The sequence below is a fragment of the Microcoleus sp. bin48.metabat.b7b8b9.023 genome (genome assembly GCF_013299185.1).
Taxonomy (GTDB): domain Bacteria; phylum Cyanobacteriota; class Cyanobacteriia; order Cyanobacteriales; family Microcoleaceae; genus Microcoleus.
Map to the genome: position 1 here is coordinate 13,514 of NZ_JAAFKG010000021.1, position 26,988 is coordinate 40,501.

Genomic DNA, 26,988 nt, shown 5'->3' on the forward strand with positions numbered 1-26,988 from the left:
AAAATAGGTTGGGTTGAGGCACTCATTGAACAAATAGGACTTAGACATGAAGCCCAGAAACCAGTTTTTTTTTAAGAAAATACTTTGTTGTCAGTGAAAGGAAGAAGGAATAATGCTTATAGAGCAAGCTTTATCGCAAATCGGCACCTGATATTTAATTAAGCTGCGTCCGAAACTATCTAAGTCAAAATCGACCCGCTCATCATCCGCCGATATCTGCGATCCAATTCATCCCGAACCACCGGCCACTGATTCAAACTTTCATCATTCTCAATTACCATTTGAGCGGCCGCCCTCGCCAACTCCAAAACCTCCTGATCCTCCACCAAACTCGCCAAAGCAAAATCCGGCAAACCCGACTGCCGAGTTCCCAAAACCTGACCGGGCCCGCGCAATCTCATATCCATTTCCGCAATAAAAAAGCCATCTTGAGATTGTTCTAAAACCTTCATTCTCTGCATAGCTTCCGCAGCCTTAGAACCGGGCATTAACAAACAATAAGAACGGCTGCTGCCCCGGCCGACTCGACCCCGCAACTGGTGCAACTGCGAGAGTCCAAAACGCTCGCAATTTTCAATCAGCATTACCGTTGCATTTGGTACGTCTACTCCCACTTCCACGACAGTTGTAGATACTAAAATATCAGTTTCCTTATCCCGAAACTTAGTAATTGCGTCATCTTTGTCCGCACTGCTCATCCTACCGTGGAGCAAGCCTACCTTAAACTCAGGAAATATACTTTTTTCGAGTTTCTCTTTTTCCTCAATTGCCGATCGCACATCCAGCTTTTCCGACTCCTCCACCAGAGGCAGAACCACATAAACCTGACGCCCGCTCGCCACCTCCCGCCGAATCAAATCGTAAGCTTGGAGGCGTTCTTTTGCCGATAGGACGGTCGTTTGAATGGCCTGCCGACCGGGGGGGAGTTCATCAATTTGACTCACGTCTAAATCGCCGTGCAGAGTCAGCGCCAGCGTCCGGGGAATCGGAGTTGCTGTCATTGTCAAAACGTGGGGAGATTCGCCTTTTTGCTGCAATTTAGCGCGCTGCTGCACGCCGAATCTGTGCTGTTCGTCAATTACAGCCAAACCCAATTTATGGAAATTCACCGTATCTTGAATCAGCGCGTGAGTTCCCACTAAAACTGGCAATTCTCCGGTTTCTAACTGGCTGTGAATTTCTCGGCGCTTAGCTACTTTTGTCGAACCAGTTAACAGTTCGACAGACAAGTGCATCAAATTAAACCAACCTACCAATTTGCGGTAATGCTGTTCTGCTAAAACTTCTGTCGGCGCCATTAAAGCGGCTTGATAGCCGGATTGAATTGCTGCTAGCATTGCGACTACGGCGACGACTGTTTTGCCCGCGCCGACATCGCCTTGCACTAACCTGTTCATCGGTTGCGGCGAAGCTAAATCGTTGAGGATGTCGTTAATTACTCTTTTCTGAGCATTCGTCATCGCAAAAGGCAAGATTTCATAGAAATGTTCGATCAATTTCCCGCTAGGAAGGATGACTGCGCTAGCTTGAGCTTTTCTTTGGGTTTGACGGCGCTTTAAGAGTCCTAGTTGCAGGTAGAAAAATTCGTCGAAAACTAAGCGGCGGCGGGCGGCGGACAAGCAATCGCGATCGAGCGGAAAGTGAATATTTGCCACCGCATCGGCTAAACCCATTAAGCCGTAACGCTCGCGCAAATCCTCCGGTAGCGATTCTGGCAACAGTTTCGCGGCCGGAATTGCTGCTAAGATCGATCGCCTCACCGAACCTGCATCGACCCCTTCCGTCAGCGGATAAACAGGAATCAGGCGGCCGACTTTCATGGATTCGATCGCACCGCCGGAATCATCTAATACTTCCAACTCAGGATTTTCTAAAGTAATGCCGTATTTACCCTGCTTCACCAACCCCGAAGCAGCCAGCACCGCACCAGTACAATACTCGCGCTTTTTGAATTCTTGCCAGCCGCGATTGCTATAGCGAGGCCCGGCAAAAAAGCGACTGATTTTAATTTCTCCGGTACTGTCTTTTAAAATTACTTCTAATATCGTTAATTTCTTATTCTTCGGGCTAGAAAAGCAATTGCAGCGCTTGACTTCAGCGATTAAAGTGACTGTTTCCCCTGCTACTAACTCGCGAATTCGTACTTGCTTTGCATAGTCGATGTGGTTGCGGGGATAATAATAAAGCAAGTCGTATACGGTGTCTAAACCGAGTTTTAGCAAGCGGTTGCCGTTGGCGGGGCCGATGCCTGTCACGCGCGTTAACGGTTGATCTAAAGTCAAGCTAGGCGGTGGAGGTGTTGTATTCAGAGGTGCGGTTCGGGGAACGTTCACCGCTGGCGTGCTTGAATCGGCAGCGTTTTCTAGTCGAACTTGTGTCGTTTGTTCTTCCCAAACTTGCTCCATTTGTCTGAGGAAACTGACTGTAATGGCGATCGAATGCTGGCGCCCTTCGAGATCTTTCTGAGGGTAGATGTCAAATTCCACAGCAAGTTCTCTGGCGCGATCGCGCGAAGAACCAGTGACAGCGCCAGCCAACTGTCTCAAACTCAGGCCGAGAAACTCGCTGAAGCGGTATTGACTGCCTTGGATGTCGTTAAATCCGCGATCGGCTTCTACGGAAAGAGCTTTTTGCAATCGCTGCCATTCTGGTTGGTTATTAGTCATCAGTCATTAGTTATTAGTCATTAGTCATTAGTCAGTTGTCAGTTGTCAGTTGTCATTAGTCAGTAGTTAACGGTTAACAGTCAACTGTCAAAGTCAACTTTAAACTGTCATTAGTCAGCAGTCATCAGTCATTAGTTATTAATCATAGCTCAAAAAATCCAGACAACTGACAACTGTCAACTGACAACTGACAACTGACAACTGTCAACTGTCAACTGTCAACTGACAACTGTCAACTGACAACTGACAACTGACAACTGTCAACTGTCAACTGTCAACTATTAACTGACTAATCTTCAAACCAACTCGACCGCCAAGCCGACTCAGCCTCTACTACCGCCATTTCCCGCTGCTTTTTCTGGTAATCGCGGCCGAGGGAATTCAACTTTGCAGAGAGGTTGCGAATTTGCTGGCGCCAAGCCGATGTTCCCGGATCGGCAAACTCTATTTCCGACAACCGCAGTTTAATTGCTGTAATGTGCAAAGCATTACTACCGGGTCTTTTTCCCAAGTTTGGCGGTGCTGGTGAACTATCTGTTTCAATGATTAAGCTTAATAGGTTAGGCGGCCCCGCCACGCTGTCGGCGGACAATTCAGCAGCAGAAGCAGCTTCTAGAACCTGTTCTGGTAATTGACTGGGCAAGATTTCCGACTGTTGGAGCAAGCGGTTGGTGTCGCGAGACAGCAGCTTGAGAGTCTGGGCGATCGACTTTTCAATACTATTTTGCCAGCGCGCCAAACTTTGCGGGGAATTGGCAATTGGTAATTGATTGTTTGTTGCTGGAAATTGATAGTTAATAGCGGAAAATTCGTTGTTTCTCTCTATTTCTTCCTCGACGAATTCGTTTTCCTCGATTTCTTCCTCGCCAAACTCGTCTTCATCTATTTCTTCATCTATTTCTTCATCTATTTCTTCATCTATTTCTTCATCTATTTCTTCATCTATTTCTTCCTCTTCCTCTTCCTCTGCTTCTGATTCAGTCGTGAGCGATCGCAATTTTTCTTGAGACGCCGCAGCCAAACGCCTTACAGACTGCTGCATTTTTTGCCGCCCGTCGAAGGACAACTTGAGAAACGACTCCGGAACCGCTTGAGTGCAAAGGTGATAGCAAGCCAAAATCAACTGCTGTCGCACCGCTTGTCCCAAGGCAGTTAAATAACCATCGTAGGTACTGCGAAACTCTAGATTCAAGGCTGCTAAAGCCTCTTCGAGTCCTGCCAAATCTTGCTCTATGCGCTCTCTGGATCCCACCATATATCCCCTATAAAATTCAAATAGGACGATCGGCAAAACAACCCGATTTCTGCCATAAATTGTCTGATTGTCGAGTTAACTCTGGTTAGAAATCGGCTATTGGTTTCAACAATCGCCTCAAACCTTTTTATCTTTTTTATCTTTCGGTTTCCAGCCGAGTCTCGATTCCCCTCACATCCCCCGGATAGTCGTAAAATATCGACTCTTGGGTACGTAGTTGCGCTTCAGCGCTCCGGCGCTAATTTACGGTACAAACGACTCAATGTGAAAACTCGATTCCCCTCACATCCCCCGGATAGTCATAAAATATCGACTCTTGGGTACGTAGTTGCGCTTCAGCGCTCCGGCGCTAATTTACGGTACAAACGACTCAATGTGAAAACTCGATTCCCCTCACATCCCCCGGATAGTCATAAAATATCGACTCTTGGGTACGTAGTTGCGCTTCAGCGCTCCGGCGCTAATTTACGGTACAAACGACTCAATGTGAAAACTCGATTCCCCTCACATCCCCCGGATAGTCATAAAATATCGACTCTTGGGTACGTAGTTGCGCTTCAGCGCTCCGGCGCTAATTTACGGTACAAACGACTCAATGTGAAAAAATGAAACAACTAAGTTAATCTTCTGAATTTTCAAGTTACCCATTTTCAAACCCCGATGAGCAACGCCCTCTTTCGGAATATTATAAAGAGCGCTAAAGCGCAACTACGTACCAAGAGCGCTAAAGCGCAACTACGTACCAAGAGCGCCCAAGCGCAACTACGTACCAAGAGCGCCCAAGCGCAACTACGTACCAAGAGCGCCCAAGCGCAACTACGTACCTATTTCTGTAGTCGTGTAAAAACTAAAAATTAAAAATGCAAAAAAATAGCTTTTCACATTTTTAATTTTTATTTTTCAATCTAAATTTTCGATTATTGAGCAGCACCCATTTGGGCTGCCACTTCATCGGCAAAGTTAGCTTCTACTTTCTCGATGCCTTCGCCCAACACAAAACGCACGAAGCGGCGGACTTGGACATTTTCGCCAATTTGGGCGATCGTTTGTTTGACCAACTCTTCCACCGAGATATTTTGATCTCTAATAAAAGGCTGATCCATCAAACACAACTCTTTCATCCGCTTGTCAATCCGCCCTTGAACAATCTTTTCTTTGATATTGTCCGGCTTGTTGCCCAAGTCATCTTTTCCCATTTCAATTGCCTTTTCTCGATCGACAATTTCAGCGGGGATATCTTCAACTTTCACGTATTCCACATTCGGGCAAGCTGCAATTTGCATTGCAATATTGCGTACTAAACTTTGGAATTCTTCGCGCCGTGCCACAAAATCTGTTTCGCAGTTAACTTCCACCAGCACTCCCACGCGGCCGCCCGTGTGAATGTAGCTGCCTACAAGTCCTTCTGAGGCAACCCGTCCTGCTTTTTTGTCGGCACCAGCCAGACCTTTTTTCCGCAGCCACTCAATTGATGTTTCGATATTGCCATCGTTTGCGGTGAGGGCTTTTTTGCAGTCCATCATCCCCGCGCCGGTTTTGTCGCGCAGTTCTTTAACAAGTTTTGCAGATATGTCCGCCATCTTCTTTAAGTTCCCAATCAAAATTAGTTATTAGTCGTTAGTCATTAGTCATTAGTCATTAGTCGTTAGTCATTAGTCATTAGTCATAATGTTAATGATTAGACAAGAGTTAAGAAATAGCAAGTCAGCCTTCTGGCGGATTTGGTAGGTGTACAACCCTAATTAATTTTGGTGTTCACACTGCGGAATGCTTTTGTCAGAAATCTACTAATGACCGAGACTAATGCCATTTACAATTAAAAATTAAAAATGTCCAACTAAAAATTATGATTTTTAATTTTTAATTTTCAATCTTTAATTTTTAATTGCTTGATGTCAGATGCCGATCGCAATATTAGCTTTCGGTTTCTTCGCCGTCAGCGTCGGCGTCGTCGGGATCTACATAATTGGGGTCATCCAATTCTTCGATTTCGCCATCATATTCCGCGCCTTCGTAACCACCTTCGTAGTCGTAGTCTTCGTCAGCGTCGCCGCCTTGTTGACCGTGACGACCTTCGTAGATGGCATCAGCCAACTTGCCGACAATCAGTTTGATCGATCGAATAGCATCGTCGTTTGCTGGAATCGCAATGTCAACCAAATCCGGGTCGCAGTTGGTATCCAACAGAGAGACGATGGGAATTCCCAGCTTTTGGCATTCCAACACAGCATTATACTCGCGGCGTTGGTCTACTAGGACAACTCCGTCGGGAATCTTACGCATAGTTTTGATTCCGCCCAGATACTTCTGGAGTTTTGCCATTTCTCGGCGCAGCACGGAAGCTTCTTTTTTCGGCAACATATCTAGGGCGCCGATTTCCTCGCGGCGCTCCAAATCCTTGAGGCGCTCGACGCGGGACTTAATCGTTGTCCAGTTGGTGAGCATTCCTCCCAGCCAGCGCTGGTTGACGTAGTAAGCACCGCAGCGTTGAGCTTCTTGGGCTACAATCCCGGCAGCTTGGCGCTTTGTACCGACGAACAAAAACTTTTTACCTTTTTCCGAGGCCACTCTCATGTACTCGTAGGCGTCTTCCATAAGCTGAGCGGTTTGCACGAGGTCGATGATGTGAACCCCGTTGCGCTCTGTGAAAATGTAGGGAGACATTTTCGGGTTCCACCGGCGGGTTTGGTGTCCGAAGTGAACCCCTGACTCTAACATTTGAGCCAAACTAACTACTGGCATTGTATTTTTAACTCCTGTATTCGGGTTAATCCTCCACCCGGTCGTATTTCTGAGGGTTTGCGCCCTCGAAACACCCGAAAACCCGGATGTGCGAATTTAAACAACTTTTCTAGTCTATCACGAGAAGCACCACTTTTTCTGACTGTTTTAGATCCGTAGGGTTGGGTTATCCGTAGGGTTGTATGGGCGGGTTCGGTTGGGGGTGGGGACGCGGAGGATAGAGGTCGATCGCGTCGCGGTGCTTAAAAAACTCTAAAAAATCCAAAATCCAGGTGGGAGGTTGCAAAAGCCTTTGTTAGCTTGTGAGAGAATGGCGTAGAAGCTGCGTGTCTTGTGCCTTCTTTCGTTCGATCGAGCTTTTATCCATTTTGTTCGATCGGCAATTCTGCCGGCTTGAGCAGAAAAAATTAGTTTAAAGCTGCAACACTTCTAGGGATAAATTAAAAAAAGACTATTCATTACTCCAATCCTCACTCCAATCCTCGGACTTCCAGCTAGAGATCTCCCTCATCCCTTCTCGCTTGCAAGCGAGTAAGCTGTCAACTGTCAACTGTCAAGAGGGCGAGCACGGCGCGGCACCGCCCCTACAACTGTCAACTGTCAACTGTCAACTATCAACTGAATACCGTGCCCTCTCGATCCGCAAAAAACCTAAAGCTAAAAATGCCATGCCCATCCCCATTCTCGTCCTGCTTGAAGTTCTAATTGTCATCGCACTTTCTCGGCTTGTCGGCTTAGCATTTCGAGCGATCAAACAACCTCAAGTTATTGGAGAAATTGTAGCAGGAATTATGCTCGGGCCTTCTCTCCTCGGTTTGGTTGCACCAGATTTAGGAGCAGCACTTTTTCCAGCGGAGGCCGTTCCTTTCCTCAACGTGTTATCTGAGGTAGGGCTAATATTTTTCATGTTCTTGATTGGTTTAGAACTCAATCCTAAGTATCTAAAAAACAATTTAGATGTAGCAATTTTAACATCACACGTCAGCATTTTAGTGCCGTTTTCCCTGGGAAGCTTCCTAGCACTGCTGTTGTACCCGATAGTTTCAAATAATAGCGTTTCGTTTACAGCATTTGCGATGTTTTTGGGCGCTGCGATGTCAATTACTGCCTTTCCGGTGCTGGCCAGAATTATTACAGAGCACAACTTGCAGAATACCAAATTGGGGACGCTAGCTCTGACTTGCGCTGCGGTAGACGATGTGACGGCGTGGTGTTTGTTGGCGGTGGCGATCGCAGTTACGCGCACTAACTCGATGGTTGGGGCTTTACCGACAATTTTTGAATCTATAGTCTACATCGGTTTCATGCTGACTGTAGTCCGCTGGTTCTTGCAACGGCTTTCCAAGCACTACAACCGCACCGGCAAGTTATCTCAATTAGTGCTATCTGGCATTTATATGGGAGTTGTAGCATCGGCTTTAATTACTGAATGGATCGGCATTCACTTAATTTTCGGTGCTTTTTTGCTGGGTGCTGCTATGCCCAAGAATGCCGGACTTACCAGAGAATTAGCTGAGAAAACCGAAGATTTTGTCCTGATATTTCTGCTGCCAATATTTTTTGCTTACAGCGGTTTGCGGACTCAAATCGGCCTGCTCAACAGTCCCGAATTGTGGCTGCTGTGCGCGGCAGTTTTGGGAGTAGCAATTGTTGGTAAATATTTCGGGACTTACGTTGCTGCCCGAGTCTGCGGCATTAGTAACCGGGAAGCTTCGGCGCTGGGCTGGATGATGAATACTCGCGGTTTAACTGAACTGATTGTGCTGAATATCGGTCTTTCTCTGGGGGTGATTTCGCCACTGCTATTTACGATGTTAGTCATCATGGCTTTGGTGACAACTTTTATGACTTCGCCGCTGTTGGAGTGGACTTATCCGAAAAGGCTGATTCGGTTAGATATCTCAGAAGTTAGCCCGGATGACTCAGAATTAGAAGATTCACAAAGTGCTGAGGAATCGGGAAAAACTGCTGAAAAATTGCTGCCAACTTATCGAATTTTAGTACCTGTTGCTAATCCTACTACTCAGAAAGGTTTGCTCAAATTAGCGATCGCCCTGGCGCAGCCTGCTGCGGATACAGGCGGTAGCGATTTGCAGTCGGCGGCGGTTCATCCTCTGAGTTTGATCGAATTAAATGAAAATTATGGTTTTGAAAGTACGCCCGTAGAAGCCGATCGCATTATTCAGGAACGCCGCTCGAAATTATCAGAATTGATAGACAGTTTGGAATTGCCGGATGCGAAAAAATTCGTGCACCCAATCATTCGGGTTACTAAAGATGTGGCGCGGGAAACGGCGCAAATTGCGGAACTCGATCGCGCGGATTTGATTTTGGTAGGATGGCACAGGCCGACTTTTAGCAGCAACCGTTTGGGAGGGCGTGTCGGCCAAATTCTCAGCAACGCTACTGTGGATGTAGCAATTTTTGTTGACAGAGGTAGGGAACGGTTGAATAATTTGTTAGTGCCTTATGCGGCAAATATTCACGATGATTTAGGGTTGGAATTGGCGCTGAGACTGTTGGTTAATAGCGAGGAACGTCGTTTGACTGTGCTGCGGGTGGCGGTTGACGGGGCAGAGGGAAATGAGCTGAGTTATGAGTTTCAGCGAGTTATGGATCGGTTGCCGGTAGAAGTGCGATCGCGCATTGAAACTCCGATTGTGGAGGCTGCTGAACCTATTCAAGCGGTGGTGGCGGCTTCTGCTAATGCTGATTTGACGATCGCGGGTACGAGTCGGGAGTGGGGAATTGAACGCCAAACTCTGGGACGGTATACTGATGAATTGGCGGTGCAGTGTCATTCTTCGCTGCTGATTGCGCGCTGTTACGTGAAAGTGCGATCGCACTTGGCTTCGGTACTTGTTGACAGTTGACAGTTGACAGTTGACAGTTGACAGTTGACAGTTGACAGTTGACAGTTGACAGTTGACAGTTGACAGTTGACAGTTGACAGTTGACAGTTGACAGTTGACAGTTGTTATTTGTTATTTGTTATTTGTTATTTGTTATTTGTGAGGTGCTACTAATTCCCAATTCCCAATTCCCAATTCCCAATTCCCAATTCCCAATTCCCAATTCCCAATTCCCAAGATTATGAATCATTTAAGCCTTAAATCGCTGGCATTTTACGGAATTGCGATCGGCTCGGTTTCGCTGCTGTTTAAAGTGGTAACTGCTTACGGCGAAACAAATTTAAAGGCGGCTCCGGCAATTGCCGGAAGTTATCGCTTCGATCCTAAAAGTTTGCCGGAATGTCTGAAATCTGATACTTTGACCTTGACAATCGAGCAATCGGGTGTTTATTTGAGTGGTAATTTGCGATCGGGTAATAGCGAGGGCGATCGCGCAAACACAGCCGAGGAGAAACCTTCTTTAGCAGGCAAGTGGGAAAATCAAGGATTGAGCTTAGAGGGTGCAGTTCCTAATTTAGTCGGTTGCAGCGACTCCGGAGCGATCGGTCAAAAGAGCTATGTTAAACTGCGAGGAATTGTCGAAAAAGACAGCATCAACGGAAAAATAAGTCTGACGGAGCGGGCGGCGGCTACTAATTTTACGGCTCAAAAAGAAGCGGTGGCGAAGCCTCAGCAGAAGCAACCACATTAAAGGTGTTGATTTCAATCGCACCGTCAGAAAACTGGTAGAAGCCCCGGAAAGATCGGGCTCCAACCCAAAAGTTGAGATCGAAGTTGAAGATCCAGATTTATCTGTGGAGTAAATCTGAAATCTAAAATCAATCGATGCTTTGGAAAAATAACACGGTTAGAATCAGGCAATTACTAACAGTGTGAGAGATGAAAATTGCTCCAAATTGGGTGGTGACTTTAAAACTTCTTTTCGGAGGACGGCGGGTGAGGGTGAATGAGCGTTTGAATTCAGTAGGAACAGCAGTTTTCTTCTTCCCGTATAGGGTGTTTTCTAACAGTTCTAATGCTTGCCATTTTGCGAGAAAAGTGACTAGCAGTATCGAGAGGGCGATGCCAGTTATTATGAAGTAAAAATCTCGCTCGCCTCCTAATAATATATAATCGATTAGCCGTTCCCGTAAATCTTTTGAAAGCACGCTTTCAAGGCCGAAGAAGACTAGCCAACCGATACAAGTGCAAGAGAGATTGAGGATGGCTGCATATTCAACGCTGGTTTTGGGGCCGAGTTTCAGTAGTTTTTGCAAGAACCATGATTCGATCGCGATCGCCAAAAACATGGCTAGAATTTGTACCAACACAGTCCGAAACGGGAAAACAGTTGCAATCATTAGTTTTGCTCCTATGTCTGCTTCCCGATCGTACCTGACACGCTAGAAAACGGCTGTATGCCCCAGCCCCTCTTTGAAGAGCGATCGCCAGATGGTGACACTTAAGCCACTAGCCGCCAATGGTGCTAAAGTGAAGTCAGAATATAGAACTGAGCGATAAAAATAAAATATCCCAGAGGAGTCTCCGGTTCAAAAATTACCTGGGCCAAGACCCCCCCTGTCCGTATATTGTGTTGAAATGGATGTTGCCGTGATCTTAATGCCGTCAGAAACTTCGCTTACCGAGTCAAACCCGTTGATTTTAGACAGTTTGCCAGATTTGTCGCCGAACGAGGGTGGGTGTCCCCGCCGGACTAGATTGCAAATTGACTTGATGTTGCTGGCGATCGAGGCCTTGTATCTCGGAGGTGCGGAAGAAATGCTGGCAGTGTCAAAGGAGCTGGAATTGGAGTCAATTGTCAAAAATCGCGTTGCCTTTTGGCAGATGCGAAATACTAATCCGCTGAGACGCTATGCCCAACGCCGCTCCCTGACAGTTGTGGAGGCAAAGGCGCTGGTGGCTATCGCCTGTAATATGGCGCGCAAGTTAACTGCGACAATTCGGCAGTTGCTGCTAGATTCGCAGCAGTTGCGATCGAAAAATCTTCCCCTCAGTCAGAATTTGCAGCTTGCCGAGTATTTAGAACGTTTTCGAGCTCATTTTCGATCGCGCATGAACCCCAAGCGATCGGTGGTGGCAGCTTATAATTCTGACGACAAGCTCAACGAACTAGCTTTGAACTTGTTGAGCAAACTGCTATTTTGTACAGGCACAGCCGGAATGCAGCGCTTCTGGGTTAGCCTGTTTGATGGAGAAATTGAATAAACGTCAGGAACTCTGAGGCTCAAGCCACGCTCGCTTGTAAGAAATTGCAAGCTGTTCTGACCAGACCCCTTGAAAAAGGAGACGTCCCCCACCGGTCACGACACCGGAGAATGCGACGCCAGTTTTGGGCTCTGTCATCTGCAATTAAACAGTTTTAAGGTCACTGAAACAGTGTTGCAGGTCTAACAAGCCTTTATAACCAGGTCGAGGCGAACATTACCCCGTAAGGGAGGCTCCAAAAGAGCAAACATTATGCGTACAGGGTTGCAAGGTTTGAGGCGGTAACTGTCCTGCTGAAAGTACATTACAAAAGTACACCAAGTCGAGCAACTCCAAGGCGGTAATGGATAAAGAAAGATTCAAGGCGGTTGAAACCGCTCTTGGAGTTTCCCTCTCAGGACTAAAGTCTCTGAGTTTCCCACTTACCCAGCTATTTTATGACTATTAGGCGTCAGTACAGTCTGCCAAATTGCACCCTGGTTCTAGAAGGGTTGAGCGATGGCTCGGCATCCAGCCAGCTAGAAATGCGGCCGGTGCTTTCGATATTGATGAGCGTTGAATGCTATGTGACAGGCCTCGGCGAGCCCCTCAGCGGAGGACGGGAGTTTTTTGAAAGCTTGGTGAGGAATGTTAGCAGCTACGCTCAAGAATTTATGAGCGGAGTGCATTATCCCGATCGCTACGGCCCGAATTTGGGTATGGTACAGTTGCACAGAATTGACGGGAATTCCCACCGTTTGACCGTTCTACCCGCCGAAGCTGGCAGCGCCACCCAAATCGATCGAAAACCAGAAGTGTCGGCACAGGTAGATTTGACGACGGTACAGCTATTTGATTTGGTAGAGGCGATCGATCAATTTTTTGCCGACACCCAGACGCTGCCGGAATTGTCGCTGCAATTAACTCCAATTTCCAAGCGTTATATCAAGTCTGCCGAACCTTTGGCGAAGCGCAGTTTGCCTGCGGTGGTGGGGGTGTCGAGTTTGGCAATGGCTGCGATGGCGTTTTTCTTGGTACCAGTGCCGGAAGTCCAGCGCCCGAGAGATCCAGTGCCGCAGCCGAATCCAGCAGGCCAAAATCTGGGCACGCCGAATTCCGGTGGTTCGGGTTCGCCGAATCCCAATCCCACGCCGGCGGCTGACGGTTTGCTTGGGGATAAAACTCCAAAAGTTGTTGAATCGAGTTCACCAACTCCGAGCACTTCGCCGCAGTCGGACACTTCACCCTTGGCCACGCCGCAGTCGAACATTTCACCGGAAAGCACGCCCACTCCTGTTGCTGAAGGTTTGGCAAGCCCTGGGGCGGCAGTCGTGGCGATTACCGATCCGGCAGAAATCGATCTGTTGAAGGGCAAACTTTCCCAGCAAATTGACGGAGTTTTGAAGAATCAGCCTGCTGTTGCTGCGGAGTTGGTTTATCGGGTAAGTGTGGCTAAAGATGGGGCGATTGTCGGTTACAAGTCGGAAAATTCCGCAGCAGTCGATCGATCCGAAGCGCCGTTGTCCGAGTTGCTTTACAAACCGGTTGGTACTAGGCCGCCTGCGGAACCGCTGGCTGATTTCCGAGTAGTTATTGCACCGGGCGGTACTGCGGCTGTCACCCCTTGGTAAAGGTTCGTAGTGAGGACTTTAGTCGGCATAAAGAAGGACTGAAGTCCTCACTACAAACCTGCTGTGAAGGTTCGTAGTGAGGACTTTAGTCCGCAGAAAGAAGGACTGAAGTCCTCACTACAAACCTGCTGTGAAGGTTCGTAGTGAGGACTTTAGTCCGCAGAAAGAAGGACTGAAGTCCTCACTACAAACCTGTCGGTGCGATCGGCTCAATGTCTGGATCGAATCCACCAACTTGATTTGTGCGAATTATCCACAAAAAAGCCCCCTGTTTTAAGAGGATTTTGGCGATCGCATCTTGGGTACGCCTCGGCAGCATTGTTCGGTAACTCATAGCAGCTTTGAACGAATTCACGATGCCAGCAACAAAGCTTTTTTTTAGTTCCGAATCAATACCCGCCAATCTCGCATTTTTGCGCCAATCTGGACGGACAACACCGAGGGGAATTAATACTTTTTCTAAACTCTCTCCTAAAGCTACTAACTGGTTAAATCTTTCGGTTTGTGCGGCGGTGGGATGTGTTTTCAGCCAGTCTTGAATCTGAGGATTTGACTCAATTTCCGCAGTAATTTTTTTAATTGTCGCGTAAATTGCCTGACTGGAATCTTGCACGCAAGAAGTTGCTGGCGTGACTAAACTGGCGCCGGTGCCGTCTCCGCTGCGGTAGCGCGCCATCATGATATCTAGTTGCTGGTTGAATTCGGTTAAGGGTGACAAGGTGATGCCGTCAAAGTCGTAGTCGCAACACACGCAGTCTAATTTACAGATGATATCGCACACCGGGCGATCGCCCAACCAGCCGCGCTGCAAGTCTCCCATGTAACTTTGCCATTTGCTGGAACCTGCTACAATTCCGTCTGGATTGTGGGCATAAACTTGTTTGTATTCTATGTCAAAACGCAGTTCGCCGGTAAAGCGATCGCGCACAACTTTTGCTACTCCAAAAGCAAAATGTCCGGTGACAATTCTCAGCGGTACCGGTTCGCCTTTTTTGCCGCCGATACCGCCGAAACAATGAATCACTATACCGATATCTCCTTCTTCCCAAGGGGAGATTGAATCGTTTTCTGTAGCATCGTTTGGCACCAACAATACTCGTTTGGCTTGTCCTTTTTGCGCCCTAGTATTTAACCAGTTTTGGTCTTTTAAATAAGCGAGAGATTTTTGTAACCCGAAATGTGTTTCATCTGGGATTAATTGGGCAATTTTCCGGGGTTCGATTCCTTGGACTACAAAAATATTATCTTCGTCTCTTGCGCCGTAAATGTACCAGCCGTCTGGATTGAATGGCGATTGTTCGATTTGGTGATTGGTAGACCTCGCTATGCCATTTTTGTCTGGCTGTACTTGGGGAATCCGAATGATTTCGGCAGCGCCGTCAAATTGTTGGGATGTTTTGCTGAAATGCCGGACAATAAATTTGTCGCTGTCGGGTTCTGGGCGCTGTAAAATTGAGACTAAGGCACAGAAACGTCCGATAATTTGTACTGGTTCGCGATCGATAATTAGTTCTTGCTGGTCGCTGTTGCTGTGGTTGATGGCAATCACCGGTCTCCGCAACATCACAGTCACGCTGTCTTCGCGCCTGCTACCGGCTAGAGTTTCTAAAGGGCCGACATTGCGCCAGCCGTTCAATCTATCTGGATGGATGTTGCCTGATTTTTGACTTTTTTGAGTTTGTTTGGTGAAACTGATATCTTGACTGACGGCGTGGACAAAAAATTGTACTTGGCGGTCTGTACTCCACTTCAAAAATGCTATTTTGCCAATGAAATTTTGATGTTTTTTGGGTGCATTAATCACTTCAAAAAAAACCGATCCATAAATCTGGCGCTGTTCGTTTGATGGCAAAATCAAGCGCCCGTGCCAAAGTGCGATCGGGTTGTAGAGATGGGCAACTGCTGCTGAATCTTCGCAGACTATCTCTGGCTCAATCGCTTCTAAAGTATCGCTTTCTGGTTCCCAAGAAACCGCCGGATAATTTGGATCGTTCTCGACAAATTGCGGTTCTAAAAAAACGTTTTTACCTGCGGCAATATTGGCAGTTGAATGTCGCGTTTTTGGGCGTAATTTAAAACTCAAAAAATGGCGATTTTCCTCCAGCTTGTCCTGCAACCAATTGACCAAAACCCGAACAAAAATAAAAGCTGTGAGACCAAAAATCACAGCCAAGGCTGTCAGCCCCAGAGTCAAAAGAAATTGCTCTAAAGATTGACCGGAAAGTAAAATAATTTTGGGCCAAATCAAAGAATATGCCGCCATAAATATATCTAAAAACGAGTTTTAGGTTCGATCCAGTCTGTGCTGGCTTGAGTGCCGAAAACTAGGGGTTTGTCTTGGGTGACAGATACGGTTTGGCCAGTCATATCGACGGCACAAAGAGGCCAAGATCGATCGCCCAAATGACCGGCACGGAACAGAACTTGTCCGGGGCAAACTTGACTCCAACCCAACAATACAGCATGGGTGTAAAGACTGCGAGCCGGAGCAACGGTATAAGTGTAATTATCATTTTTATCCCAAATGACCGCGTAGTCGGACATATCGGAAGAGTTGAACAAGGCTTCAAATTCGCGGGCGAGAACACGGGAACCCTCTTGATTCCAAGAAACAGGCACTAAAATTGCGATCGTCCCGGACATATCTGTGTCATCGCTAGCATACATTCCGCTTTCGGCCAGGGGCGAAGCAGCCGCCACTGTTTGCAGTTCCCCAGTTTTGAGATTTTCCACAAACATCACGCTGCTAACCCGACAGCGGGCCAATTCCGGCTGTACTTGCAATTCAATTCGACTGTAAGCCGCGTATTGGCCGTTAGTTGAAACTAGGGAAGGACTCCGATAGTAGCGGATACCTGTGCCAGCATTTGAACTCACCTTAGCGTGAGTCTCATTAATCCATTCCCAAGGCACGGGATAGGGGCTATTTAAAGGGTCAGACATCATTTTTTTGCCAAAACTTCTACATTATTATCTAACAAATTCAGCCTGAGGTACAGGAGATTATAAATTTGGTTTCTGTCGGAAATGCTGTGCCGCCAAACCCCAGATTTGTAGAAACCGGGTTAATTTTTCAGATTTGAGATTTGTTCTCCAATCTAAAATCTAAAATCTAAAATCTAAAATTGGATATATAGGATAGTATCGAAATTAATCTGGTATAGCAATCCTTGCAGGAGTCGTAAAAATTTTACCCCACCCCAACCCTCCCCTTGCCAAGGGGAGGGAGTAAGAAATTCACAAATGATTTAGGATTGCTATATGTGTACCGAGAGGGAGGAACCATGACGCGATATTCTACGGAAAAACCTTCAATCCCCCCGACTCGCGTCTCCAAGTCGCGGGGAAAAGGTTTATTTTTACTGTCGCTAATCTTTAGACTGCTGTTGCTGGGAGTAGGCAGCGGTTTTGCGTGGGTTTTGGGGATGACGATCGCCCAAATTTATCCATCACGCGCCACCCAAATGCCGATCGCCGAGAGATTGCTGCGCGTAACTCAAAATTTGACCTCCAGCCCGAAACGCGCCCCAGCAACGCCAATTCCAGCGCTTCCGGCACCAACCGCTACACCAACTCCCCAGTCGAAAGTCAATCCCGCCCAGAGAGAGAAATTGCAGGCAGATTTAAGAAAATTGCAAGGCGAGCTCAACGCGCTAATTGGGCGCACAGCAGCTTTAGAAAGTCAGTTGGGTAGCAGCCGCCCGACGGAAAGTTTGGAAAAGCGGTTGCAGTTGATGTCGCAGGAATTGGCTGCAACCCCAACGGAGACAACTCCTCCTTTAGCTTTACCCGCGCCGAGCCCTCTGGATGGTAACGCGCAGCCACAGAATCCGAGAAATCCGGTATTTGCAGGGGATGGGCTGATGGTAACTTTGCCCAGCGATGTTTTATTTAATACTGGCAGCATTTCTCTGCGGGCGGGCACCAGTGCGATTTTGGACAATTTGGTGGCGGAGTTGCGGAGTTACGAGGGTGCAACGGTGCGGGTTGCAGGGCACACTGACGACGCGGGGGAAGAGGCTGACAATCGCAATGTGTCGTTTGCGCGGGCTCAGGCTGTGGTGCAGTATTTGTCTGGTGTGCTCGGGCAGAAGTATCATTGGGTGGCGATCGGCTACGGGGAAAGTCGCCCTTCGGTAGATAATAGTTCTGAGATCAACCGGCAACGCAACCGTCGCATTGAAGTGGCAATTAGTCCTTAGTCCTTAGTCATGGGGCATTGGGCATTGGGCATTGGGCATTGGGCATGGGGCAAACAGGGCAAACAGGGCAAACAGGGCATGGGCCAAACAGGGCATTAGGTCATTGGGCTTGTAGATACTAGACTTAGGATTGATAAAGCAACCGCAGATTTAAGGCAGATTAACACAGACGAACGCAGATAATTTCAAGAGAGTTTGTGGCTGTGGCAATTTTGTCTAGTTTTTTCAATTCACTGTGCCGAATTTTAGGAAAAATCATGCAACATTATTTGTAGGGTGTGTCGCCGCCAACCATCTCTAAAATTAACAAAAAATCGAGCGACGCACCGGATTATTGTAGGGTGTGTCGCCGGCAACCATCTGTAAATTTAACCAATAATCTCAGGGCGACGCACCCGATCAAATATTTCTGAAAACAAGCCTTTGACAAGTTTGGTGTTTGTGCAAATAATTTTAATTAGTCGTATCAGGTGCGTCGCCCTAAGATTGTCGGTATTCAGTTAGGAATTTATCGCAGGCGACACACCCTACAAGCTGTCAACTATCAACTGTCAACTGTCAACTGTCAACTGTCAACTGTTGAAGCCGAAGGTGTCAAAGGCGGTAAATCAGAATTATTTTTAGCTTGATTTATTGTCTCTCGATATTCGCTCCTCAGCTTCGGTTTTAAATACAAGTTTTCAATCAAAGCAGCTACTCCCGCAAACCAAGGCGGCACAATTACCGCCCCGATAATTCCTAATACTTGTACGCCTCCCAAGACAGACAGCAATTGATACAATGGATGCACCCCAACCGAAGAACCAACCAGCAAAGGATCTAGTACGTAAGTTTCTAAGTTTTGGATAAATACAAACAGCAGCAATACCCACAACAACACCCATCCACCCTTAGCTAAAGCGACGATTAAGGCGGGTACTGCGCCCAAAACCGGGCCAATGAAGGGAATCAGATTTGTCACACCTGCGATCGCACCCAAGCCCAAAGCAAACTCCGGCATCCCCAAAAAGCTCAAACCTGCGGTGATAAATATCCCTAAAATCCCCGAAACTAACACCCGCCCGCGAATGTAACTCCCCATTCTTTGCCCGATGGGCGTGGCTTGGGCGGCGAGTTTTGTATCCCAAGGTTTCGGGAAAAACTGCACCAAACTTTTAATTAATGTGTCGCTGTCGGCTACCATGTAGCCGGAAATAAATAATGCTAAAACTAGGCTGAAGAAGCCGCCGAGAATGCCTCTTGTTAAACTGTACGATCGCAAAACCAGTTGTTGGCTCGATCGAATCAGCCAATTTGTCAGCGATTGAGTATCCAGCAACTGATTCACCAAAGCAGGTGCATCATCGGTGAGGCGACTGGCTAAGCTAGTGGCTACCATTTCCAGACTTTCGGCGTAAACTGGTAACTGTCGCACCAGTAACTCTATTTGCTCGATGACTGTCGGCCCGATTAACACTACCGTCCCGCTGAATCCGCCAATCAGAGTTAAATAAACCAGAATCACCGCCAGCCAGCGGGGCACGCGCATGGTTTCGGCCCAATTGACGATCGGGACGATCGAAGCAGCCAGCACCACTGATATCATCAGAATTACCAGCAAGCTCCGCAATTGCCACAGCAGCACTAGCACCAAGGACGATGCTACAATGAGCAGCAAGTTAGGTATAGAAATTGTAATCCGCTGTTCAGACATGATTAAATAATTATATTGTTGCCGATCGTGTCACCCTTGATTTCATAATAAACTATATGATATAAATAGTGTAATTAAGATTATGAAAGTGCATTCAAGCAGTGGGAATGTCTTTGCTGACTTAGGACTCCCCAATTCTGATGAACTATTGATTAAGGCAGAACTAGCTCATTCAATCAGTGAATTAATCTCGGAACGCCAACTAACCAAAATTGAAGCAGAAAAGCTCTTAGGAATCGATCGATCCAAAATATCAGCATTGATGCGCGGTAAATTATCCGAGCTCTCTAGAGAACGCCTATTTTATTTTCTCAACGCACTCGGCAGCAATATATAGATTCGGATTGCCCAGTCGCAACCAAATGTCCAAGCTCAAACTCGCATTGTTGTAGCCTAAACTAAAAAACATTTAGTTTGGTTTGCATTGTGAAAACTCTTAAACATCTTGTGGGGTGGGCGGGAGAGCCCGCCCCAATATGCAGGTTAGTAAATAAAAAATCCAAACATTAATTATGCAACCACAATATTCAACTCAAGATTTACCCGCAATTTCGTCTATCAAATCGCCAACGCTGTTTTACGAATGGCAAAAATATCGCTGTGCTTATGATGTTTATCAACCAACTACTGCAACAGAAGAGAGCATCCCATTGTTATTAATTCATCCCATAGGAGTTGGATTGTCAAGAGTCTTTTGGCAGAGATTTTGCGAAAGTTGGCACAAATCAGGCAACACAAATCCGATTTACAATCCCGACCTTTTGGGCTGCGGCGATTCCGAAATGCCCGCTGTGGCTTGCTATCCTAGCGATTGGGCGGCACAGTTGCAGTTTTTCTTGGAGACTGTAGTAAAAAAACCTGCGATCGTCCTCGTGCAAGGTGCTTTACTGTGTGTAGCCTTGGAATTAGCCAAATTGCAGCAGAAAAGCGGTTCTAATTTAATCCATTCCTTAGTCCTCGCCGGGCCTCCAGCTTGGGCGGTGATGAACAAACATTCGACAGATAGAGAGCAAAGAATCGTCTGGAATTTGTTAGACTCTCCCTTGGGAAACGCTTTTTATCGATACGCCAGACGCGCTAAATTTTTGCGCTCTTTTTCTGGAAAACAACTGTTTGGCGATGCTGCAAATGTTGATAGCGAATGGTTGGATGCTTTGCAAGCTGGGGCGGCAAATCCTGACAGCCGTCATGCAGTTTTCTCGTTTTTAGCTGGTTTTTGGCGCCAGGATTACACTAGCACGATTCAACAGTTTAGGAATCCGGCACTCGTTGTCATGGGAGAAAAAGCCTCAAGCATCAGTCAATCGGGTAAGGAAGAAAAACCCGATGAAAGATTAGCGCAATATTTGGCTAACTTTGCCAATGCTGAGGGTTTATTAATGCCGGGGCGCAACGTTTTACCCTACGAATCCACCTCAGAATTTGTAGCGGCGGTTGCTGAGTTTGCGAATAAGTTAAATAAATAAAAAATCATTTGTTAGTAGTACGGACTTCAGTCCGTCCAAGAGGAATGAATTCCTCACTACAAACCCAGGTTCGTAGTACGGACTTCAGTCCGTCCAAGAGGAATGAATTCCTCACTACAAACCCAGGTTCGTAGTACGGACTTCAGTCCGTCCAAGAGGAATAAATTCCAGGTTCGTAGTACGGACTTCAGTCCGTCCAAGAGGAATGAATTCCTCACTACGAACCAGTTTTTTAACCGCGATGCCAAATCGTGGTACCATCCTTTTGGTCAATCAAAGTAATTCCTTTATCCTTAAGTTCATTGCGAATACGATCGCCCTCAGCGAAATTTCTAGCAATCCTGGCATCCTTCCGCTGCTGAATCATCGCCTCAATTTCCGCATCACTCAAACCGCCAACCGCCGCATCGCTGTCAGCTTCCGGCTGCACCTCCAAGCCCAAAACCCCCGCCAAACTGATCAAAGTCAGCCACTTTTGCTGCAACAATTCCGGCAAAGTTTCAGTTTTGCCCTGATGCACCAAAATATTGCTTTCCTTACCCAATTCCTTAGCAAGTTCAAACAAAACAGCCAAAGCAGCCGGAGTATTGAAATCATTGTCCATCGCTGCTTGGAATTCCTCTACAGCTTTGGCATCTTGTTCAGTTTTCTCAACATCCCAACTCAGTTTATCGGCATATCGGAGTCCAAAAAGCAAGCCTTCGTTGATAGTATTCCAGCCATTTCGAGCAGATGCGATCGCCTCTTCGGTAAAATCTATCTGACTGCGATACTGCGCCATAAACACAAACAGCCTCACCGCCATCGGTTCCACAGCTTTTGCATTATTCTGATTCCCCCCCTTCGTAGGGGCGGTGCCCCCGTGCCCGCCCTCCCCGTGCCCGCCCTCTGAGGGGGGGTCAGATTCCAAATCACCCGACCAATTCCCCTCCAACAAATCGCGAATAGTAATAAAATTGTGCAAAGACTTCGACATCTTTCTGCCATTGACAGTCACAAAAGCATTGTGCATCCAATAATTAGCCAAAGACTTACCCGTCGCAGCTTCAGATTGAGCAATTTCGTTTTCATGATGCGGAAAAGTTAAATCGGAACCGCCGCAGTGAATATCAATAGTTTCGCCCAAACAATCGCGCACCATCGCCGAACATTCAATGTGCCATCCGGGGCGACCTTTTCCCCAAGATGATTCCCAAAAAGGTTCACCGGGTTTAGCGCCTTTCCACAGGGCGAAATCTGATGAATCTTGCTTTTTTTGAGCTTCTATTTCGGCGGTTTCTAATCTGCCGCTAGCCCCGACTTCCATTTCTTCCAACTTGCGGCCGGAAAGTTTTCCGTAGTTGTCAAACTTGCGAACGCTGTAGTAAACGTCGCCGCTGTTGGCATAGGCAAAACCTTTGTTTTCTAACTCGTGAATCAGCCGTTTGATGCCGTCGATTGAGTGGGTGGCGCGGGGATATTCATCGGCCCTGAGAATATTTAGTTTGTCCATGTCGGCAAAATATTCGTCGATGAAGCGATCGGCTACCGCTTCCATTGTAGAATTTGTTTCGCGGGCGCGATCGAGAATCTTGTCATCAATATCGGTAAAATTCTGTACGTAGCGCACCGAGTATCCCCGCCACATCAGATATCGGCGCACCATATCCCACACAATGTAAGCGCGGGCGTGGCCGACGTGGCAGTAATCGTACACCGTAACGCCGCAGCAATACATCCGCACCTTTGAGGGTTCGATGGGCTCGAAAGGTGATTCGCGGCGGGTCAAGCTGTTGTAAAGCGTTAGGGACATGGGATTTGAGATTTGGGATTGATGTACTGCTTTAATTTATTATATTAGTTTGTAGTGTGGACTTTAGTCCGCAAATTTTAAAGAATTCAGTTTGTAGTGCGGACTTTAGTCCGCAGGTTTGTAAAGACTTTCGTCCGATAGGGCGAACCAATCTTAATTATAGTCGATCGAGCGGACACGATCTCACTCGGCGGTTGAAACCGCAGCTATACAAACGAAGTCTGCCTCCGCCGACTGAGAGGTAATTATCCAAGATTTAGAAGGATTACCAAACATCTGTTAAATCTAAGACAAATCCGGGCAATACATCTTCCCCTGACAAAGCAACTGTATCAATCGGCGGTTGAAACCGCAGCTATACAAACGAAGTCTGCCTCCGCCGACTGAGAGATAATTATCCAGGATTTAGAAAGATTACCAAACATCTGTTAAATCTAAGACAAATCCGGGCAATACATCTTCCCCGGACAAAGTGGTAGGATGAGCTAATATTTCGACAGCTCGATCGCACCTGTATATCTCTACTTTCTGGTTTTTGCGATCGATCAACCAGCCCAAACGCGCTCCATTAGCGATGTATTCTCGCATTTTTTCTCGCAATGGTTCCATGTTGTCAGATTTAGAGCGCAATTCTACAACAAAATCGGGACAAATGGGAGCAAAACCTTCTTGTTCTTTGGCTGTGAGGGCTTGCCACCGTTCTAATTTAACCCAGGAAGCATCAGGAGAGCGATCGGCCCCGTTAGGTAATTGAAAACCGGTAGAAGAGTTGAATGCTACTCCCAGCTTAGTTTGGCGGTTCCACAGCCAGATTTGTCCTTCTATATCTAGGTTGCGCTTGCCTGTATCGCTTCCTGTCGGGGGCATAACAATTAATTCTCCTGTAGCATTTCTCTCTAGCCTTAACTCACGGTTGACGGCAGCAATTTGCTGGAACTGTTCGTGAGTTACTTTGAAGGTTTGGGGAATGGTAATGGTGTTGTTGAGCATACTGTGCGGCCTCGCGATGGCTATTACTTATTCTATGTCAGTCCTGGACGCGCTTCGATCGAAGAAACCGGGTTTTTATCAGAATAATTCGCTATGAATCACAGATTTGGGCAAAAACCCGGTTTCTCAATCTTCGATTTTTGAGTATCCTGTGAGATATGAGTTAGAATTGGGGTTGAAAAGCTCCACATTGCGATCGCCCGCGATCGCAATCAACTGTGGCTTCCATCTACAATCTACAATCTGCAATCCGATGACTTCACTCCCAGCCAACCGCGCCAAAACACTCAAAGAAGCTTACCGCGCTTGCGATGTCAAGCCTCTGACGGGCGATGATATGGCCCGATATTATGTGGATTTGTCGGCAGTACGCAACACAGAAGCTATAGAACTTGTCAGCACTAAACTGGAGTATCAGAATCCAGGGGAATTTGACACAATTTTGTTTACGGGGCATCGAGGATGTGGCAAAAGTACGGAGTTAAAACGGATTCAGTCGCGGTGGGAAAATGAGTATCGGGTAATTTACATAGAGTTCGATCTGGAACTGGATGTTAATGATACTGAATATACCGATCTATATTTGCTTTTCATCAAACAATTAGCTGATGATTTAACTAAACTACAGTTAAAATTTGATCGAGAAATCTTGAAAAGTTTTGAATTGTGGTTTAAGGAAGTCACTAAAGAAACAGAAGAAACTGTTCAATCTTCCGTCAGCATCGAAACCGAAGCAAGTGGAGGTATAGAAATTCCGTTTATTTCTAAGCTAACAGCCAAATTGATCGGTCAAATTCGAGGTTCTAGCCAACAAAAACAGGTGATTCGTGAAACTCTTAAACGCAATACATCCAGATTGTTGACAGATATTAATCTGTTGTTTAAAGATGCTTTTGATAAGCTGAGACGCAAATATCCAGACCGCTATGAGAAAGGATTTTTGCTAATTGTTGACAACTTGGATCGCGTTAATCCAGAGGTTGGCAATCATTTGTTTTTTGATTATAATAGTCAACTTCAAGGGCTAGCCTCTACAATTATTTATACAGTACCTATTTCGGTAATTTATTCAGACAAAAATATTAGCAATTTGTTTGAAAGCAATCTCAATATAGTGCCAATGGTCAATATTTATGAATTTAACCGCAGTGAATGCGATCTAGATCATAATCAGCAAAAATTAGATGGAGTTGCTAGTTTAATTGAACAGCGGATTGATGTTGCTGCTATATTTGCCGATCGAGAACAGTTGCTACAATTGGTAAAAGCCAGTGGTGGTCATGTGCGACAATTGATGCAGATAACTCGATCGGCTTGTCTGACAGCTACAACTCGCAAACACCCTAAAATTTTGGCTGAAGATGTCACTTATGCTTTGAAGCAACAGCAATTTGACTTTGAAAGGTCTACTCCTACGCCTGAATATTATACAACTTTAGCGCAAGTTTGCATCAAAAAAGATATTGCTAAAGATGCAATGGGACAAAAGTTGTTATTCAATCTTTCCGTTTTGGAATACAACGGAAGTAGTCGGTGGAATTATGTCAACCCACTCGTAAAACAAAGTTATGCTTTCCAACAAGCCCTGGCATCAATCCAAGGAAATCCCTGAATTACATCAGCAAAGGATAATTGAATTCAATCAAGAGTCTTTTGACCAATTGCTGACGTTTGTCGATATTGTTCCCGACGATGCCTTTGATTTGGGATTTATTGACTGTAATTTTGCTGGGGATAGAGATGCAATTATTCAGGCTTTAATTAGTCATCCCGATTGTCAAGAGATGCAGTTTGAGATTTGGGATTTTCCCGATCCTGAGATGCGCTTTTTGTTGGATGAAATTCTGAAGGTTTTGCCAACAGTTAAGGTTCAACCAGACAAGAAGTTGATTTTCATTGTGCGGGGGGTGGAAAATGCGATCGGGATGACGGGGGAATATCCGCCGATGTTGGTGGATTTTAATTGGGTGCGAGATGCTTATCCGGTGATGGTGCCGCATCTAATGCTGTTTTGTTTGCCAGATTATGCGATTACGCGTGTTGCTACTTATGCGCCGGATTTCTGGGCCTGGAATTCGGGAACTTTTGTGTTCAAAACTCCGGCAAATACTAGAGATGATGCGATTTCTCAAACTCTAGATGCTAGCAAAGGAATTAGCAATTGTGAGGTTCCAGAAAAGCAGGAACGGATTGATTTATTGAAACGGTTATTGATTGAATATGCTCCCTCGAATGGGCGCGAGGAAACTCCAGGGGATTTGAAGACTCGGATTAGGGTTTTGAATGATTTGGGAATTGCTTATCGCAGTCGGAGTGAATATAAAGCAGCAAAGTATCATCTAGAACAAGCGTTAGATTTGGCGAAGGATGATGAAGATTTAGGGGATATCAAGGCAAATACTTTGCATGAATTAGCAATTATTGAGCGCAATTTAGGGGAAATTGAAAAAGCAATCACTCTCGAAACGCAAGCTATGGAAATCTTTGAACGCATTGGCGATATTAAGATGAAAGCAGCTACTTTGCACCAACTAGCAGGAATCTATGCCAATCAAGGGGAAGTAGAAAATGCGATCGCATTTTATCAACAATCACTCGAACTTAAGGAAAAAATTGGCGATGTTCAAGGGAAAGCAGCTACTTTGCACAATCTAGCAATAATCTATGCGAATCAAGGAGAAGTAGAAAAGGCGATCGCATTTTATCAACAATCACTCGAACTTAAGGAAAAAATTGGCGATGTTCAAGGGAAAGCTGCTACTTTACACCAACTAGCAGGAATCTATGCGAATAAAGGAGAAGTAGAACAGGCGATCGCATTTTATCAACAATCACTCGAACTTAAGGAAAAAATTGGCAATGTTCAAGGGAAAGCTGCTACTTTGCACAATCTAGCCATAATCTATGCGAATCAAGGGGAAGTAGAACAAGCGATCGCATTTTATCAACAATCACTCGAACTTAAGGAAAAAATTGGCGATGTTCAAGGGAAAGCTGCTACTTTGCACAATCTAGCCATAATCTATGCGAATCAAGGGGAAGTAGAACAAGCGATCGCATTTTATCAACAATCACTCGAACTTGAGGAAAAAATTGGCGATTTTCAAGGGAAAGCTGCTACTTTTGCAATGCTTGGACAGTTGTTAGCAGATGAGAAGGGAGATTTTGACGAAGCTTTGAATTATTTACAGCAATCTTTGGAGATTTTACAGCATTTGCGATCGCCCGATGCGGAGACAGTGAAACGCATTATTTCTAGGATTCAGCAGATGGCTGGAGATCGATCGTAAGTTTGCGCGGGATTTAGAAACCGGGTTTCTCGCGAATATAGCCTTTCTCAAAAAGATGAGATATGACTGACAGGTTATATCACCAGTTCCACTAAGAGGGCTAAAGCCCAACAACGTACCTCATCTTTCTCAAAACCGCTATATCTCGTGAGGATGCGTAAAATC

At 46.2% G+C, this 26,988-nt stretch carries 19 protein-coding genes; 9 read left to right on the forward strand and 10 right to left on the reverse strand.

The genetic code is table 11. From position 1 onward, the window contains the following. Window positions 1-179: 179 nt before the first annotated feature. The 4 genes from recG to rpsB all read right to left on the reverse strand — a co-directional run bounded on the left by recG (window position 180) and on the right by rpsB (window position 6,663). Window positions 180-2,666 (reverse strand): ATP-dependent DNA helicase RecG, encoded by a 2,487-nt coding sequence (gene recG, locus QZW82_RS14030; RefSeq protein WP_293149095.1) that lies wholly within the window; start codon window positions 2,664-2,666, stop codon window positions 180-182. 289 nt (window positions 2,667-2,955) lie between these two features. Beyond that, on the reverse strand, window positions 2,956-3,921 hold the full coding sequence (locus QZW82_RS14035; RefSeq protein ID WP_293149097.1) for a hypothetical protein: 966 nt from the start codon (window positions 3,919-3,921) through the stop codon (window positions 2,956-2,958). Window positions 3,922-4,838: 917 nt separating this feature from the next. Further along, on the reverse strand, window positions 4,839-5,501 hold the full coding sequence (tsf, locus tag QZW82_RS14040; RefSeq protein ID WP_293149100.1) for a translation elongation factor Ts: 663 nt from the start codon (window positions 5,499-5,501) through the stop codon (window positions 4,839-4,841). 334 nt (window positions 5,502-5,835) lie between these two features. Further along, window positions 5,836-6,663 carry a 30S ribosomal protein S2 gene (gene rpsB, locus QZW82_RS14045; protein WP_293149102.1) on the reverse strand — a complete coding sequence of 276 codons (828 nt, stop codon included), beginning with the start codon at window positions 6,661-6,663 and terminating at the stop codon, window positions 5,836-5,838. Between the two features lie 521 nt (window positions 6,664-7,184). Here rpsB and QZW82_RS14050 point away from each other — a divergent pair. Together QZW82_RS14050 and QZW82_RS14055 are read left to right on the forward strand one after the other, a co-directional pair. Next, window positions 7,185-9,536 (forward strand): cation:proton antiporter, encoded by a 2,352-nt coding sequence (locus tag QZW82_RS14050; protein ID WP_293149104.1) that lies wholly within the window; start codon window positions 7,185-7,187, stop codon window positions 9,534-9,536. 220 nt (window positions 9,537-9,756) lie between these two features. Beyond that, entirely contained in the window at window positions 9,757-10,266 is a 510-nt protein-coding gene (locus tag QZW82_RS14055) for a hypothetical protein (RefSeq protein WP_293149106.1), read from the forward strand. A 127-nt stretch (window positions 10,267-10,393) separates the two neighbouring features. On the opposite strand, the gene fraC is transcribed toward QZW82_RS14055, so the two are convergent. Continuing rightward, window positions 10,394-10,915, reverse strand: coding sequence for a filament integrity protein FraC (fraC, locus tag QZW82_RS14060; protein WP_293149108.1), 522 nt, complete (start codon window positions 10,913-10,915; stop codon window positions 10,394-10,396). 259 nt (window positions 10,916-11,174) lie between these two features. Here fraC and QZW82_RS14065 point away from each other — a divergent pair, with 259 nt between their 5' ends. Then, entirely contained in the window at window positions 11,175-11,780 is a 606-nt protein-coding gene (locus QZW82_RS14065) for a DUF3038 domain-containing protein (protein WP_293149110.1), read from the forward strand. Between the two features lie 437 nt (window positions 11,781-12,217). Then, entirely contained in the window at window positions 12,218-13,390 is a 1,173-nt protein-coding gene (locus tag QZW82_RS14070; protein WP_293149112.1) for a DUF4335 domain-containing protein, read from the forward strand. Window positions 13,391-13,574: 184 nt separating this feature from the next. Here QZW82_RS14070 and QZW82_RS14075 read toward each other — a convergent pair whose 3' ends face one another. Next, complete coding sequence (locus QZW82_RS14075) at window positions 13,575-15,653, reverse strand: abortive infection protein (RefSeq protein WP_293149114.1); 2,079 nt, start codon at window positions 15,651-15,653, stop codon at window positions 13,575-13,577. 8 nt (window positions 15,654-15,661) lie between these two features. Continuing rightward, the gene (locus QZW82_RS14080; RefSeq protein WP_293149116.1) at window positions 15,662-16,336 is read right to left on the reverse strand and encodes a hypothetical protein; all 675 of its coding nucleotides are present in this window, start codon (window positions 16,334-16,336) and stop codon (window positions 15,662-15,664) included. 338 nt (window positions 16,337-16,674) lie between these two features. Between QZW82_RS14080 and QZW82_RS14085 the strand changes: the two genes are divergently transcribed. After that, window positions 16,675-17,592, forward strand: a complete 918-nt coding sequence (locus QZW82_RS14085; protein WP_293149118.1) for an OmpA family protein — start codon at window positions 16,675-16,677, stop codon at window positions 17,590-17,592. A gap of 565 nt (window positions 17,593-18,157) precedes the next feature. Here QZW82_RS14085 and QZW82_RS14090 read toward each other — a convergent pair. Next, window positions 18,158-19,285, reverse strand: a complete 1,128-nt coding sequence (locus QZW82_RS14090) for an AI-2E family transporter (protein WP_293149120.1) — start codon at window positions 19,283-19,285, stop codon at window positions 18,158-18,160. Between the two features lie 82 nt (window positions 19,286-19,367). Here QZW82_RS14090 and QZW82_RS14095 point away from each other — a divergent pair, with 82 nt between their 5' ends. Both QZW82_RS14095 and QZW82_RS14100 read left to right on the forward strand, forming a co-directional pair. Next, complete coding sequence (locus tag QZW82_RS14095) at window positions 19,368-19,622, forward strand: helix-turn-helix transcriptional regulator (RefSeq protein ID WP_293149122.1); 255 nt, start codon at window positions 19,368-19,370, stop codon at window positions 19,620-19,622. Window positions 19,623-19,797: 175 nt separating this feature from the next. After that, window positions 19,798-20,751 (forward strand): alpha/beta hydrolase, encoded by a 954-nt coding sequence (locus QZW82_RS14100; protein ID WP_293149124.1) that lies wholly within the window; start codon window positions 19,798-19,800, stop codon window positions 20,749-20,751. 232 nt (window positions 20,752-20,983) lie between these two features. Here the strand turns inward: QZW82_RS14100 and cysS are convergent, their stop codons facing one another. Continuing rightward, the gene (cysS, locus tag QZW82_RS14105) at window positions 20,984-22,543 is read right to left on the reverse strand and encodes a cysteine--tRNA ligase (protein WP_293149126.1); all 1,560 of its coding nucleotides are present in this window, start codon (window positions 22,541-22,543) and stop codon (window positions 20,984-20,986) included. A 414-nt stretch (window positions 22,544-22,957) separates the two neighbouring features. Further along, complete coding sequence (locus QZW82_RS14110) at window positions 22,958-23,533, reverse strand: Uma2 family endonuclease (RefSeq protein WP_293149127.1); 576 nt, start codon at window positions 23,531-23,533, stop codon at window positions 22,958-22,960. 151 nt (window positions 23,534-23,684) lie between these two features. Here QZW82_RS14110 and QZW82_RS14115 point away from each other — a divergent pair, with 151 nt between their 5' ends. Continuing rightward, a complete protein-coding gene (locus tag QZW82_RS14115) occupies window positions 23,685-25,145 on the forward strand; it encodes a P-loop NTPase fold protein (RefSeq protein WP_293149129.1) in 1,461 nt (486 codons plus the stop codon). Beyond that, window positions 25,102-26,823 (forward strand): tetratricopeptide repeat protein, encoded by a 1,722-nt coding sequence (locus tag QZW82_RS14120; RefSeq protein ID WP_293149131.1) that lies wholly within the window; start codon window positions 25,102-25,104, stop codon window positions 26,821-26,823. Before QZW82_RS14115 ends, QZW82_RS14120 begins: the two co-directional genes overlap by 44 nt. The last annotated feature ends 165 nt before the right edge of the window (window positions 26,824-26,988 follow it).